Annotated in this window: 12 protein-coding genes; 7 read left to right on the forward strand and 5 right to left on the reverse strand. The window is 75.3% G+C overall.

Annotated elements, in window-relative coordinates:
* The 3 genes from VK501_RS18840 to VK501_RS18850 all read right to left on the reverse strand — a co-directional run.
* Window positions 1-2,108, reverse strand: a 2,108-nt coding sequence (locus tag VK501_RS18840) for a 2-oxo acid dehydrogenase subunit E2 (protein ID WP_324340073.1), incomplete at its 3' end; no start/stop codon positions are given.
* Between the two features lie 70 nt (window positions 2,109-2,178).
* Complete coding sequence (locus VK501_RS18845) at window positions 2,179-2,505, reverse strand: hypothetical protein (RefSeq protein WP_324340074.1); 327 nt, start codon at window positions 2,503-2,505, stop codon at window positions 2,179-2,181.
* Window positions 2,502-3,155 (reverse strand): NUDIX hydrolase, encoded by a 654-nt coding sequence (locus VK501_RS18850; protein WP_324340076.1) that lies wholly within the window; start codon window positions 3,153-3,155, stop codon window positions 2,502-2,504. The genes VK501_RS18845 and VK501_RS18850 overlap by 4 nt, the downstream gene beginning before the upstream one ends.
* 26 nt (window positions 3,156-3,181) lie before the next feature.
* Here VK501_RS18850 and VK501_RS18855 point away from each other — a divergent pair, with 26 nt between their 5' ends.
* The 7 genes from VK501_RS18855 to VK501_RS18885 all read left to right on the forward strand — a co-directional run bounded on the left by VK501_RS18855 (window position 3,182) and on the right by VK501_RS18885 (window position 9,959).
* Entirely contained in the window at window positions 3,182-3,529 is a 348-nt protein-coding gene (locus tag VK501_RS18855; protein WP_324340078.1) for an OB-fold domain-containing protein, read from the forward strand.
* Window positions 3,526-4,755, forward strand: a complete 1,230-nt coding sequence (locus VK501_RS18860; RefSeq protein WP_324340079.1) for an acetyl-CoA acetyltransferase — start codon at window positions 3,526-3,528, stop codon at window positions 4,753-4,755. Before VK501_RS18855 ends, VK501_RS18860 begins: the two co-directional genes overlap by 4 nt.
* A complete protein-coding gene (locus VK501_RS18865) occupies window positions 4,752-6,317 on the forward strand; it encodes an FAD-binding oxidoreductase (RefSeq protein ID WP_324340081.1) in 1,566 nt (521 codons plus the stop codon). Before VK501_RS18860 ends, VK501_RS18865 begins: the two co-directional genes overlap by 4 nt.
* Window positions 6,314-6,949 (forward strand): TIGR00730 family Rossman fold protein, encoded by a 636-nt coding sequence (locus tag VK501_RS18870; RefSeq protein ID WP_324340083.1) that lies wholly within the window; start codon window positions 6,314-6,316, stop codon window positions 6,947-6,949. Before VK501_RS18865 ends, VK501_RS18870 begins: the two co-directional genes overlap by 4 nt.
* A 10-nt stretch (window positions 6,950-6,959) precedes the next feature.
* The gene (locus VK501_RS18875; protein ID WP_324340085.1) at window positions 6,960-7,820 is read left to right on the forward strand and encodes a ketopantoate reductase family protein; all 861 of its coding nucleotides are present in this window, start codon (window positions 6,960-6,962) and stop codon (window positions 7,818-7,820) included.
* A gap of 12 nt (window positions 7,821-7,832) precedes the next feature.
* Window positions 7,833-8,165 (forward strand): hypothetical protein, encoded by a 333-nt coding sequence (locus VK501_RS18880; protein ID WP_324340086.1) that lies wholly within the window; start codon window positions 7,833-7,835, stop codon window positions 8,163-8,165.
* A gap of 105 nt (window positions 8,166-8,270) precedes the next feature.
* Window positions 8,271-9,959 (forward strand): putative bifunctional diguanylate cyclase/phosphodiesterase, encoded by a 1,689-nt coding sequence (locus VK501_RS18885; RefSeq protein WP_324340088.1) that lies wholly within the window; start codon window positions 8,271-8,273, stop codon window positions 9,957-9,959.
* Window positions 9,960-10,046: 87 nt separating this feature from the next.
* Here the strand turns inward: VK501_RS18885 and VK501_RS18890 are convergent, their stop codons facing one another.
* Window positions 10,047-12,788, reverse strand: coding sequence for an AAA family ATPase (locus VK501_RS18890; RefSeq protein ID WP_324340091.1), 2,742 nt, complete (start codon window positions 12,786-12,788; stop codon window positions 10,047-10,049).
* A gap of 33 nt (window positions 12,789-12,821) precedes the next feature.
* On the reverse strand, window positions 12,822-14,336 hold the full coding sequence (locus tag VK501_RS18895; protein WP_324340093.1) for a Ppx/GppA phosphatase family protein: 1,515 nt from the start codon (window positions 14,334-14,336) through the stop codon (window positions 12,822-12,824).
* Window positions 14,337-14,423: the final 87 nt, after the last annotated feature.

Consider the following 14,423-nt stretch of genomic DNA (forward strand, 5'->3'; position numbering starts at 1 on the left):
GCCGCGGCGAGCTGGATCATCTCGTCGATCATCGGGACCGTCATGTCGAGGCCCTCGATCGAGAACTGCTTCTGGCCGAGGTAGGCCTTGTGCATGAAGCGCTCGAACGCGTCGACCTCGACGAGGCGCGTCAGCAGCGCCTTCTGCTCCTCGGTGGTGAGCGGCTTGCGGTACTCGCCGCCCTCGATCTTCTCCCGCAGCCAGGTGCGCTGGCGGTGCGAGGCGAGGTGCTCGATCTCGTAGGCGATCGTCCCGCAGTAGGTCTCGCGCAGGTGCGGCAGCGCGTCGGCCAGCGTCGCGCCGGGGACGTGCATCCGCAGGATCTTGGCCGGGATCTGGGCCATGAGCTGCGGCGTGAGCCCGACGGTGTCGGGATCGAGCGCCGGATCGCCCTCGGGCTCGGTGCCCAGCGGGTCGAGGCGCGCGGCGAGGTGGCCGTGCGTGCGGTGGGCCTTGAGCAGCGACGTCGCCGCCTGCACCGCCTGCAGCAGCTCCTCGTCGATGACCGGGGCGCGGCGGTCGCCGGCGCGCGACTCGCGCGCGGCAGCGGCGGCGGCGGCCGGGGCGGGCGGCGCAGGCGCCGGGCCCAGCGTGGCGCCCAGCGAGGCGAAGACGCCGTCGTAGAAGCCGTTCTCGCCCTGGAGGTAGCTCTCGACGACCTGCAGGAACCGGCCCGACTCCGCGCCCTGGATGACGCGGTGGTCGTACGTCGAGGTCATGGTCATGACCTTCTCGGCGCCGATCATGTCGCCGATGTTGCCGAGGCCGACGGGGTAGGCGATCGAGCCGGTGGCGACGATCGTGCCGTTGCCCTTCATCAGGCGCGGGACCGAGGCGATCGTGCCGATGCCGCCCGGGTTGGTCAGCTGGACGTTGGCGCCCGTGAGGTCGTCGGCGGTCAACTTGTTCTCGCGCGCCTTGCCGATCAGCGCGTCGAAGGCGGCCTTGAAGTCCTGGAAGCTCAGGCGCCCGGCGTCGCGGATGACCGGCACCATGAGGGTGCGCGAGCCGTCCTTCTTCTCGACGTCGACGGCGATGCCGAGGTTCACGGCGCCGTCGTCGATGCGGGTCGGCTTGCCGTCGACCGTGTCGAAGTGATGGGACATGACCGGCATGTCCTGCTGGGCGGCCAGCGAGATCGCGTAGGCGATCAGATGGGTGAAGGAGACCTTCTGCCCGGCCTCCTTGAGCTGCTTGCGGCGCGCGTCCATCGCCGTGACGGTGATGGTGCGGAAGGAGGTCGCGGTCGGGAGCTCGCGCGACTCGTCCATGTAGCGCGCGAGCATCGCCGCGCCGCCCTTGAGGACGGTGCGTGTGCCGGTGCCGCGCAGCCCCATCGCTGCGCCGCCGGCCTTGGCAATCACCTTGCCGCCGTTCGCCTTGGCCTCGAGGACGTCGTCCTTGGTGATGCGGCCCTGCGTGCCGGTGCCGGCGACGCCGGCGAGGTCGACGCCCTCGGCGCTCGCGACGCGCGCGGCCACGGGGGAGACCTTGGTGCCGTCGGGGACGGCGGCCGCGCCGTTGCCGGTCGCGGCGACCTGGCCGTCGGCGGGCGCCGGGGCCTTCGCCGCGCCGGCGGGCGCGCCGGCGCCGAGCTGCATGCGCGCGATGACCTGGCCGACGACGACCGTCTCGCCCTCGCCGGCGAGGATCTCGGTGATCGTGCCGGCCGCGGGCGCGGGCAGCTCCATGTCGACCTTGTCGGTGGAGATCTCGACGACCGTGTCGCCGTCCTCGACGGCGTCTCCGACCTTGACCGTCCACTCGAGGACGGTGCCCTCGGTGACCGACTCGCCGCCGGCGGGCGTCGTGATGTCGACGACCTCGCCCGGGGCCTGGCTCGCAGAGGATGCCTCAGTGGTGGGCGGACTGCTCCCGTCGCCGCCGTTGGGCGATCCGCCGTCGCCGGCGCCGACCGCGATGTCGGCGAGCACGGAGCCCACCTCTACGGTGTCGCCCTCGGCGTAGTGGATCTTCACGACGGTCCCGCTCGCTGGCGAGGGCACCTCCGCGTCCACCTTGTCGGTCGAGACCTCGACGAGGATCTCGTCGGCCTCGATGGTGTCACCCTCCTGCTTGTGCCACTCAAGGATGGTGCCTTCCGTCACCGACTCGCCCATAGCGGGGAGGGTGACTTGGATCGCTGCGGCTTCGACGGCCATGTCTCTTTGTTCGACTCTAGCGCTCGTGTGTGTTAGGGGCGGTTAGGGTCCTGCGTCGCTGCTCGCGGACGAACTCGTAGGAGCCGACGAACGGTCCGACCGCGCCGATCACGGCCACCGCGACCGCCAGGGGCAGCGGGATCACGCGCGTGCGCAGCGCCTCGATGCACAGCACGCACATCAGGATCCAGCCCAGGCCGTGGGCCAGGCCGAAGACGAACTCCCACGGGTGGAGCCCCGGCACGAGCCACACGCCGAGCAGCACGGCGTAGATCGTGGAGTGCGTGAAGGACAGGTACTTCAGCGTCGTGAACGACGGCGTGAACGGGGTCGTGCGCGTCACGCGAACATGCGCGCCATCCGGCGCAGCGTGTCGTCGGCCTCGTCGGGCCACGCGTCGACGTCGGCGGGCCACCACGCGTAGCGGTCGTGCTCGTGGTCGGGGACGACCTCCGCGCCGGCCGGCAGCCACGCCTGGCCGATGAACATGACCAGGCGGTGCGGCAGGCGCACGAGCGCCTCGCCCTGGACCCGGTCGGCGGTCACCGACCACTCCTCCTGCAGCTCCCGCGTCAGCGTGGTGAACGGGCTCTCGCCCTCGTCGACCGCGCCGCCGGCGCCCAGCGCCCAGCGGCCCGCCCACGAGGCGAGCCACGGCGCGCGGCGCCCCGCGAGCCACCGTCCCTCGCTGTCGCGCGTGATGCAGAGGGCGGCCATCGACTCCGAGGCGTCGCCCTCCACGAGGCGCAGCGCCCAGCGCATCGGCTGCAACTCCATGTGCAACTGGCCGTCGACCGCCTCGTAGTGCACGAGGCGCGCCGCGGTGCCGTCGTGGCTGGGCGAGTCGCGGTCGCGCAGGGCCTGGATCGCCGCGTCCGCGGCCTCCACCTTCTCGCCCGCGGCGACGAACGGCTCGCCGCGCCAGACCGCGCGAACCTGGTCCGCGCGCCAGGGGCCGCGGGCCAGCAGCGCGGGGGCAGACGCTTGCGTCATCGCCCTAAAGGTACGCTTGCGGCGTCTTGGAGCGCTCTCCCGCGGACGTCTACGCCGAGCACTGCCGCCAGCGGGAGCTCGCCTACCAGGTCGATCCCGCCGGCCGGCCGGTGTTCCGACCGCGCGTCGGCTACGAGACGTGGCGTGTCAGCGCCGGCCGCGGGACCGTCTACTCGGCGACCGTCGTGCGCCCGCGCGACGGCGCGCCGTACGGCGTCGTGCTGGTCGATCTCGACGAGGGCTTCCGGATGATGAGCCGGGTCGTGGGGCTCGCGCCCGAGGACGTGACGATCGGCCTGCGCGTGCGGCTCGCGTGGGAGGACTGCGAGGAGCCGGACGCCCCGCCGCTGCCGGTGTTCACGGAGGACGCATGACCGGCATCGCGATCGTCGGCGCCGCCGAGGCGCAGATGGGCCTGGCGCTGCCGGGCCTCGACGCGGCCGACGTGATGGCCGAGGCCGCGCGGCTCGCGCTGGCCGACGCGGGGCTCGCACCGGCCGACGTCGACGGCGTCTTCGCCGCCTCGACGCAGCTGCGGTGGGCGAGCGTGGACCTCGCCGAGGACCTCGGCATCCGCCCCCGCCACACCGACTCCACCATGATCGGCGGCGCGTCGCCGATGGCCCACGTCAACCATGCGCGCGCCGCGATCGCCGCCGGGCTCTGCGACGTGGCGCTCATCGCCTACGGGTCGACCCAGCGCTCGGTCGGCCGCGCGAAGGCCTCGGCCCAGGAGCTCGACCGGTGGGAGGCGCCGTACCGGCCGCTGCTGCCGGTGGGTGCGTACGCCCTCTCGGCCGCGCGCCACATGCACCAGTACGGGACGACCCGCGAGCAGCTCGCCGAGGTCGCCGTCAGCGCGCGTCGCTGGGCGCAGCGCAATCCCGGCGCCTGGTCGCGCGAGGAGCTGACGGTCGCCGACGTGCTGGCCGCGCCGCGCGTCTGCGATCCGCTGGGCGTGCGCGACTGCTGCCTGGTGACCGACGGCGGCGCGGCGATCGTCGTGACCACCGAGGCCCGGGCGCGCGCGCTGCGCCGGCCGCCGGTGTTCGTCCTCGGCGCCGCCGAGGCCCACGGCCACCGCCACGTCTCCTCGATGCCCGACGTCACCGTGACCGCCGCGGTCGAGTCGGGCGAGCGCGCGTTCGCCGAGGCCGGGCTCAGGCCCGCAGACGTCGACAGCGCGCAGCTCTACGACGCCTTCACCATCACCCCGATCCTGTTCTTGGAGGACTTGGGGTTCTGCGCCAAGGGGGAGGGCGGCGCGTTCGTGCAGGGCGGCCGCATCGCGCCCGGCGGCGACCTGCCGGTCAACACCGCCGGCGGCGGCCTGAGCTACGCGCACCCCGGGATGAACGGCCTGCCATTGCTGGTGGAGGCCGTGCGCCGTGTGCGCCACGCCGACGAGGACGTCGTGCTCGCCCACGGCAACGGCGGCGTGCTCAGCACGCAGGCCACGGTGCTGCTGGGCAGCGAGGCGGCGGCCGAGCAGCGGCCGCGCGCCGCGATGGCGCGGATCCGGCGGGGTGTCGGTGCGGGCGCGAGCGCGAGCGGCGGCCGGCGACGCCGGGCGGTCGGCGCGGGGCGGGCATCGCGATGAGCGGCCGCCGCGCCTGGTGGGGCTGGGGCTTCGAGGACCGCAAGCTCGATCCGGCCGCGCTGGCGCCGACTGTGCGCGACGTCCTCGGCTTCCCGATCGGCGCGGTCGAGCAGCCCGTCGCGCTGGAGTCGATCGCCCTGCCCGAGCCGCGGGTCGACGTGCCCGCCGGCGCGCCGTGGTCGGTCGATCCGCGCGACCGCATCGAGCACGCCTACGGCCGCTCGTTCCCCGATACGGTGCGCGCGTTCCGCGGCCGCATCGACCATCCGCCCGACGCCGTGGCGTTCGCCCGGCACGAGGACGACATCGAGATGGTGCTCGAGTGGGCCGCGCGCGAGGACGTCGCGGTCATCCCGTTCGGCGGCGGCACGAGCGTCGTCGGCGGCGTCGAGCCCCGCGTGCCGGGCGACCGGCTCGGGACGGTCTCGCTGGACCTCTCGGGCCTCGACCGGGTGGTCGAAGTCGATGCCGTCTCGCGCGCGGCCCGGATCCAGGCCGGCGCGACCGGGCCGCAGCTCGAGGCCCAGTTGGCCGAGCACGGGCTGACGATGCGCTTCTTCCCGCAGTCCTTCGAGCTGTCGACGCTCGGCGGCTGGGTCGTCACGCGCGCCGGCGGGCACTTCGCCACCGTCTGGACGCACATCGACGACCTGGTGGAGTCGATCCGCGCGATCACGCCGACCGGCGCGTGGGAGAGCCGCCGGCTGCCCGGCAGCGGCGCCGGACCGTCGCCGGACCGGATGCTGCTGGGCTCCGAGGGCATCCTCGGCGTCGTCACCGAGGCGTGGGTGCGCGTGCAGCCGAAGCCGGCGTTCCGGGCGGCGCGGGCGGTCCGGTTCAAGGACTTCATGAACGGCGCCGAGGCGGTGCGCGCGCTGGCGCAGTCGGGGCTGAACCCGGCCAACTGCCGGCTGGTCGACGCGCTCGAGGCCCGGCAGACGGGCGTGCTCGGGCCCACCGACCGCGAGCGCGCCGTGCTCGTGCTCGGCTTCGAGTCCGTCGACCACGACGTCGACGGCGCGCTGGCCCGCGGGCTGGCGATCTGCCGCGAGCACGGCGGCGAGCCCGACGAGCCGCGCGGAGGCGCCGGCGGGGCGGTCGGCACGTGGCGCGACGCGTTCATCGCGATGCCCTATCTCCGCGACGCCCTGCTGCAGCTCGGCGTGCTGAGCGACACGTTCGAGACGGCGATCACGTGGGAGCGCTTCCCCGCATTCCACGCGGCGGTGACGGGGGCGGTGCGCGAGGCGCTCGGCGAGCCTTGCCGCGTCACCTGCCGGCTGACGCACGTCTACCCCGACGGCCCGGCGCCGTACTTCACTGTCCTCGCGCCCGCCCGTCGCGGCGACGAGGTGGCACAGTGGGAGGCGATGAAGCACGCAGCCTCCGACGCCATCCTCGCCGCGGGCGGGACGATCACCCACCATCACGCCGTCGGGCGTGACCACCGGCCGTGGTACGACGCCCAGCGTCCCGACCTGTTCGCGGCCGCGCTGCGGGCGGCCAAGGCCGCGGTCGATCCGGCGGGCGTCCTGAACCCCGGCGTGCTGGTCGACGCATGAGCGCGCGCGAGGCCCACGCCTTCGACACCGCCGCCGAGCCGGTGTTCGACAAGGTCTGCGTCTACGCCGGATCGGCGCCCGGGGCGAGCGCCGCCTACGCGAATGCGACCCGCTCGCTGGCGGCCGGGATCGTCGCGCGCGGCGCCGGCGTCGTCTACGGCGGCGGCAGCCTGGGCCTGATGGGGGTCCTCGCCGACGCGACGATCGAGGCCGGCGGCGAGGTCACGGGCGTGATCCCGCGGTTCCTCGACGACCGCGAGGTCGGCCACCACGGCGTGACCGACCTCCGCGTGGTCGAGACGATGCACGAGCGCAAGATGCTGATGGCCGACCTGGCCGACGCGTTCGTCGTCCTGCCCGGCGGCATCGGCACGCTCGAGGAGATCGTCGAGATGCTGTCGTGGTCCCAGCTCGGACTGCACCGCAAGCCGATGGGCCTGCTCGACACCGACGGGTTCTGGCGGCCCCTCACCGCGCTGCTGGACCACATGACGGCCGAGAAGTTCGTCGGCCTCGACCACCGCAGGCTGCTGCTCTCGGCCCCCGACGCCGAGGAGCTCCTCGACGCGATGCTGGCCTGGGAGGCCCCGGCCGTGGGCCGTCAGTGGCTGCGGTCCGAGGACGAGACGTAGCCGGCGCGCGATGCCCGACGTCGCGATCCTCGGCTCCGGGGCCGTGGGCGCCCTGGTCGGCGCGGCGCTGACCCGCGCCGGCACCGACACCATCGTCATCACCCGCGAGCCGACCGTGGAGCTACTGCGGCGCACCGGGGTGCTGGTCGAGAGCCCGCTGCTCGGCGATGGCCACGTGCCGCTGCGAGCGGAGGCGCGCCTGGGCGAGCCCGCCGGCGCGCTGCTGGTCGCCGTCAAGGCCCCGCACTTGGTGGCCGCGCTGGAGCGGATCGAGGGCGAGCCCGATGTGGTCGTCCCACTGCTCAACGGCGTCGATCACATGGCAGTGCTGCGCGCGCGCTTCGGCGAGCGGGTCGTGGCGGGCACCGCGCGCGTGCAGGCGCACCGGGAGAGTCCCACGCACGTGATCCACCGCGCGCCGTTCCTGACGATCGCGATCGCGCAGCCGGGCACCCCCGCGCTGACCCGCGCGCTCGCCGCCGCCGGGATCGAGGTCCTCGACGGCGGCGCCGAGCGCGACGTGCTGTGGGCCAAGCTCAGCCGCCTCGCCGGCCTCGCGCTCGCCACCGCGGCGGCCGACGCGCCGCTGGGCGCCGTGCGGCCCGAGGCCGAGGCCGTGGCGCGCGAGGTCGCCGCGGTCGCGGACGCCGAGGGCGCCGCGATCGACGCCGAGCAGATCGTCGAGGAGCTGCGCGGCCTGCCCGACGGCGCGTCGTCCTCGCTGCGGGCCGACCTGGCCGCCGGCCGGCCCGACCACGAGCTCGACGCCATCGGCGGCGCGGTCCTGCACCACGCGGAGCGCCACCGGCTGCCCGCGCCCCGCACCGGGGCGCTCGTCAGCCGGGTCGCCAGGCGCGCCGCGGCCGGGTAGCCTCTGCAGGCGATGTCCGACCCGTCGAAGATCGCCAAGAACCTCCAGGCCTTCCAGATCGCGATCAACTCCCACGATCGTGAGAACCCCTCGCACAACGCGTACGGGATCGGGCTGGCGCACTTCGACCTCGAGCGCCTCGGCTTCGACGAGGGCGAGCAGATCCTGCCGGGCATCACGATCCACGCCGACAGCGGCGTGACCGGCAACTTCCGCGTGCTCTGCGACGGCGATCACGACGAGAACCTCGAGCGCGAGGCCGAGGAGGCCGACGTCGTCGAGGCGGTCGCGGCCGAGCGGGGCATCACGATCGCGCCCGGCGGCGGGCAGCGCGAGGACTTCTAGAAGGCTCGCGCCCGGGCGCAGAACCTCCCGCTCAGGCGGGAGGATGCGCCCAAAACGGCACAGGAACGCTCAAGTTCTTGGTCCTTCGGACCGACCAGCCGGAACATGGGGTCGTCCAAGGGGGACGTCGAGCGCTTCTTCGAGCACTCGCCCGACCTGCTCGCCATCGCGGATCGCCGCGGCTATTTCACCTGTCTGAACCCGGAGTGGGAATCGGTCCTGGGCTGGACCCGCGACGAGCTCATGGCCGAGCCCTTCCTGAACTTCGTCCATCCCGAGGATCTCGAGCGCACCTGCCAGGAGATCGCGCGCGCCATGGGACCGAACCCGTGCACGACGCGCTACGAGAACCGGCTGCGCACCCGTGACGGCGTCTGGCGCTGGCTGCTGTGGAGCGCCCGCTGGGACGGCGAGGAGTGGAGCGCGGTCGCCAAGGACATCACCACGCGCAAGGAGCTCGAGCGCCACAGCCTGCACGACGCGCTGACCGGCGTGGCCAACCGCGCGCTGGCCACCGACCGCCTCGGCGCCGCGGTCGCACGGCTCGGCCGCAGCGCCGGCGCCGCCGTCGCGCTGCTCGTCGACATCGACGACCTCACGACGATCAACGACACGCACGGCCACGCCGGCGGCGACATCGTCCTGCGCGCCATCTCCGACCGTCTCACCGAGCGCCTGCGCGCCGCCGACACCGTCGGGCGCTTCGGCGGCGACCGCTTCCTCGTCGTCGCCGAGGGCCTGGCCGACGGCGGCGCCTCGGGCATCGAGGCCGTCATCGAGCGCGTGCACGGCGCCTTCTCCCGGCCGATCCCGACCCGCAACGGCCCGGTCATGGTGACCGGCAGCGTCGGCGTCGCGGTCGCCCGCGACTCCGGCGTCGACCCCGAGGACCTGATCCGCGACGCCGACGTCGCGCTGCGCCGCGCCAAGGCCCAGGGCCGCGGCCACGCCGAGGTCTTCGACGCGGCGCTGGCCGCCGAGGTCCGCGCCCGCCTGGAGCTCGCCGCCCAGCTGCGCGGCGCCCTGCAGCGCCACGAGCTGCGCGTCGTCTTCCAGCCCCTGGTCTCCATGTCCGACGGCAGCCCCATCGGCTGCGAGGCGCTGCTTCGCTGGGACCACCCGAGCCGTGGGGAGCTGCTGCCCGGCGCGTTCCTGCGGATCGCCGAGGACGACGGCCTGATCGTCCCGATCGGCGCCTGGGTGCTCGAGGAGTCCTGCCGGCAGCTCGCTGCCTGGCGCGCCCAGGGCCGCGAGCTGTGGGTGTCGGTCAACGTCTCCGCCCGCCAGCTCGCGCAGCCCGACTTCGTCGCCGTCGTGGAGCGCGCCCTGCGCGAGACCGGCGTGCCCGCGGGGTCCGTCTGCCTCGAGGTCACCGAGACCGCGGTGCTGCGCCGCCCCGACATGGCGCGCATGGCGCTCGACGCCCTGCGCCGCCTGGGCGTGCGCGTCGCGCTCGACGACTTCGGCCTCGGCTACTCCTCCCTGACCCATCTCAAGACGCTGCCGGTCGACGTCGTCAAGGTCGACCGCTCGTTCGTCGCCGACCTCGTGCGCAGCACGGAGGATCGTGCCGTGGTGGAGGCGGTGCTGACGCTCGCGCATCGGATGGGCCTGACCGTCATCGCCGAGGGCGTCGAGACCGCCGACCAGGACGACCTGCTGCGCAAGATGGGCTGTCCCGTGGTCCAGGGCTTCCTGTACGGCCGGCCGGTGCCGGCCGCCGACGTGCTGCTGCCCGACGCGGTCGCCCCGCCCGCGCCGCGCATCTCGATCGAGACCCCGAACGCCGCGTAGGGGAACACTGGCCCAGAGGGCCAGGTTCCCTTGCGGGTGTTCGCCCAGGGGGCGAAACCCGCGGCGGTGAGCGACCCACGCTCCTAGCTAGCGTTCGCCGAGCCGGACGACGTGCGCGGTCAGCTCGCTGCGCGAGCGCACGCCGAGCTTGCGGTACGCCATCCGCAGGTGGTGCTCCACAGTGCGGGCCGAGAGGAAGAGCGCCGCGGCGGCCTCGGCGTTGGTCGCGCCGCCGGCGACGAGCCGGCACACCTCGCGCTCGCGCGCCGTGAGCGCCGCGTCGGAGGCTCGTCCCGACGCGGCGCCGCGGCGCGCGCCCGTCGCGGCCAGCTCCTGCTCGGCCCGGCGCGCCCAGTGCGGCGCGCCGAGCGCCACGAACGTCTCGTGCGCGGCGGTCAGGTGCTCGCGCGCGTCGGCGCGGCGCCGCGCGCGGCGCAGGCGCTCGCCGAAGCACAGGCGCGTGCGGGCCAGCTCGAAGCGCAGCGGCACGCGGGCGTGCGCGGCCAGCGCGACGGCCAGGTGCGCGTCGAGCGCCTGGTCGGGACCGGTCAGCGCCCGGCAGCGCGCCGCCGCGGCCGCGGCCCAGGCGCTCCCGGTCGCCTCCGCGCCGGCGGCCAGCTCGTCGGCCAGCTCCGCCGCCTCGTCCACGCGCCCCACCCGCGCGTACGCCTCGGCGAGATCGGCGCCGGTGTACAGGAACGACGGGTCGCGGGAGCCGAGGCGCTGCGTGTGTTCTCGCGCGCGCTCCAGGTGGCGCACCGCCGCCGGCGCGTCTCCGGACCCGAGCGCGAGGAACCCCAGGGCCTGCTCGGCGCACGCCAGCGTCGACGTGAGCTCCAGTCGCTGCGCGATCTCGCGCCCCTGCCCGGCGTGCGCGGAGCACGCCTCGGCGTCGCCGCGGTGCGCGGCCGCGAACGCCGCGTTGACGAGCGCGACCGAGTGCAGGAAGCTGCCGACCGCCTCCTCGCCGAGCCCCACGGCCTCGGCGGTGAGCGCGTCGGCCTCGGCGAACGATCCACGGCGCAGGTGCAGGCCGGCGAGGACCGACAGGGGAAAGGGGAGCGCGCCGATCGCGCCGCGGGCGCGGCTGGTGTCGACGAGCCACGTCAGCAGCCGCTCCGCGTCCTCGTAGTCCTCCATCCAGACATGGCACAGCGCAGCGACCGAGAGGATCTCGTGGCCCGGCCCGGTGGGATCGAGCGCCGCGAGCGCGGGCGCCCGCTCGCGCAGCATCGCCCGCGCCCGGGCGTGCTCGCCGAGGCTCGCGAGCGCCGAGGCGTGCAGCACCGCGGGGATCAGCTCCCCGCCCGGCGGCGCCAGCGCCACGGCGCGCTCGGCGAGTGCCGCCAGCCGGCTCACCGTCCCGTGCGCCACGAGCGCGACGCCCGCCTGGGTGAGCAGGCCCGCGGCCCGCGCCGGGTCCCGCGCGACGACGCGGTCGGCCTCCTGCTCCAGCAGCGCGTAGGCCGCCATCGGGCGCCCGATGTGCTGCATCGCCATACCGCGCAGCAGCTGCACGTCGGCCCGCGCCAGGGGATCGTCGATCGACGGCAGCAGGGCGTCGAGCAGCGCCTTGGCGGCCGCCGGCCGGCCGGCGACCGTGGCCATGGCGGCCGCGGCCAGCGTGCGCGCCGTCGCCGCGCCGCGCGCGGGGCTGAGCGCCGCGGCGCGCTCGAAGACGAGCGCCGCCGTGGCCGGGGCGCCGCGCTCGCGGGCGTCGTGGCCGTGCGCCTCGAGCGCGGAGGCCAGCTCCTCGTCGGGTGCGTCGGCCGCGGCGGCCCGGTGCCACGCCCGCTCGTGCTCCGGCACGGTCTCGGCCAGCGCCCGATGGGCCGCGCGCCGGGCCGCCGCGCCCGCGTCCTGCAGAACCGCGGTGCGCACCAGCGGATGGGTGAACCGGACCTGGCGCGGCGCGACGGCGACCAGGCCGGCCTCCTCGGCGGGGCCGAAGGCGACCATCCCGGCGCCCAGGGCCGCCGCCAGCGGACCCGCGGCGCCGTCGCCGCTGGCGGCGAGCAGCACCAAGGCGCGCCGGGCGGGCGCCGGCAGCTCGGCGAGCCGCTCGGCGTAGGCGCGCTGCAGGCGCTCGCCCGCGGGTAGGGGCTCGGGCAGCGCGGCGCGTCCGGCGCGCTGGTCGGCGGTCAGCTGCGCGGGCGCTTCGGTGAGCGCCAGCGGGTTGCCGCCGAGGGCGTCGACGAGCGTCTCGGCGACGGCCGGGGTGACGCCGCGGGCACGGGCGAGCGCCAGCGCGTCGGCGCGCGCCAGGTCGCCGAGCACCAGGCGTGGGACACCCGGCCACGGCTCGACCGGCGCGCCGCGCAGCGACCGCACGACGACGACCGCGACGCCGAGGCGCTCGGCCCGGCGCGCGGCGAAGGCGACCGCCTCCTGCGACGACGGATCCAGCCACTGCACGTCGTCGACGCAGAGCAGGAGCGGCCCGTCCTGCGTCACGGCGCGCAGCAGCGCCACGAAGGCGTGGAGGACGAGCCCGCGGTCCTGGACCGGCGCCGGGGCGTCGAGGGCCAGCGCTCCGCGCAGCGCCGCGCGCTGCACCGGCGCGAGCGCGTCGAGCCGCCCGAGCACCGGATGCAGCAGCTCGGCCAGGCCGGCGAAGGGCAGGTCGATCTCGGTCTCGGCGCCCGTCGCGCTCAGCACCGTGCCGCCGGCCGGGCGGATCGCTGCCAGAAGCGCGCTCTTGCCGACGCCGGGCGGACCCTCGACCACCAGCGCGGCGCCGCGGCCGGCGGGCCGGCCGTCGACGACCGCCGCGAGCCGCTGCAGCTCGACGCGGCGCCCGACGAGTGCCCCTGTCTCCAGGCTGCCCACGACGCGCAGCCTATGGCGCTGCGCGCGGTGTGGCTAGGCGGCGCCGGCCGCCGCGACCATGAGGTCGCGCGCGAAGGCGCGCCGGAACAGCTCGGTCTCGCGGCTCGCCGCCCAGCGGGCGACGCGGACGTCGCCGTCGGCGTGAAGACCCAGCCGGACCTGCGCGTCCTCGAGCTCGACGTGCACTTCGCGCACCAGCTGGTCGCGGCTGCGCTCGAGGTCCTCGGCCAGGCGCAGCAGGAGCGCGCAGCGGTCGAGGATCGCCATGTCGCCGTCGTGCATCAGCTTCTCGAAGGCGCCGAGCGCGGGCATGCCCTTGCGGTGGAAGCGAACGGCCTGACCGATGAGCGCGACCTCGCGCTGGTCCCAGCCGGGCAGGCCCGAGTTCAGCACCAGGTAGCGCGAGTGCTTGTGATGGTCGTCGTAGTCGACGCTCATCCCGATGTCGTGCAGCACGCACGCGGCCCACAGCAGCTCGCGCTCCCGCGCGTCGCCGGCGTGCAGCCCGGCGGCGGCGAGGTCGTCGAAGAGGCCGAGCGCCAGGCGCCCGACGTGCTCGGTGTGCGCGGGATCGACGTGGTACTGCGCGGCGAGGTTCAGCACCGACGAGCGCCGCACGTCGTCGAAGAGCGGCGGATCGCCGGCCAGGTGGCGGGCGAAGAAGACGCCTTCGCGGAGGCCGGCCTCGGTCGCCTCGAGCGCGTCGAAGCCGCCGATGTCCAGCACGGCCTCCACGACGGCGGCGCCGGCGAGGATCAGGTCGGCGCGCGAGTACTTGATGCCGGGGATCTTGGCGCGGCCGGCCGCCGGCAGCGCGGCGAGCCGATCGACGAGCTCGCCGACCGCCTGCCGCTCCACCACGAACCCCTGCACGCCGAACTCCGGAACGCCCTCGGCGCGCTGCACGGCGGCGGCGAGGTTGCGGACCGTGCCGCCGATGCCGACCATCCGCTGGCCGGACTTCGGCAGCCACGGCGCGTCTGCGAGCTGCTGCGCCACGAAGTCGCGCAGGGCCTTCAGCTGCTTCTTGGAGGCCGGGCCGTCGCCGAGGCCGAAGCGCTCGGTCATCCGCACGGCACCGAGCGGCCAGGACTGCAGCTCGACGGCGTGGCGCGAGGCGACGCGGACCAGCTGCATCGAGCCGCCGCCGAGGTCGAGCACGGCGCCGTCGGCCAAGGTGGTGGAGTTGACCGCGGCGAGGTAGCCCATGCGCGCCTCCTCCTCCTTGCTGAGCACGCGGACGGGCAGCGCGCAGCGGTCGAGGAACTCCTCGGCGTTGGACGCGTCGCGGATCGCGCTCGTGGCCACCGCGTCGATCTCGGTGATGCCGGTCGCCGCGCAGAAGTGGGCGAAGACCTCGGCGGTGGCCAGCGCGCGCGCGATGCCCGCCGCGCTCAGCCGGCCGGTCTCGGCGAGGCCGGCGCCGATGCGCACCGCCTCGTGGATCTCGTCGGTGCGGCGCCACCACCCTTCGGCGGCGGTGAAGACGACCAGGCGGAAGGAGTTGGACCCCAGGTCGCAGACGGCGATGCGGCGTTCGTCGGCCATGCGAGGTCTGAGACTAGACCGGGCTGCGGGTACAGGTCGACCCGGCCGCGCGGTCGCGCGGCCGGGCCGGAGCCTGTGGGGAGGAGG

The organism is Baekduia sp., from assembly GCF_035318805.1.
Taxonomy (GTDB): domain Bacteria; phylum Actinomycetota; class Thermoleophilia; order Solirubrobacterales; family Solirubrobacteraceae; genus Baekduia.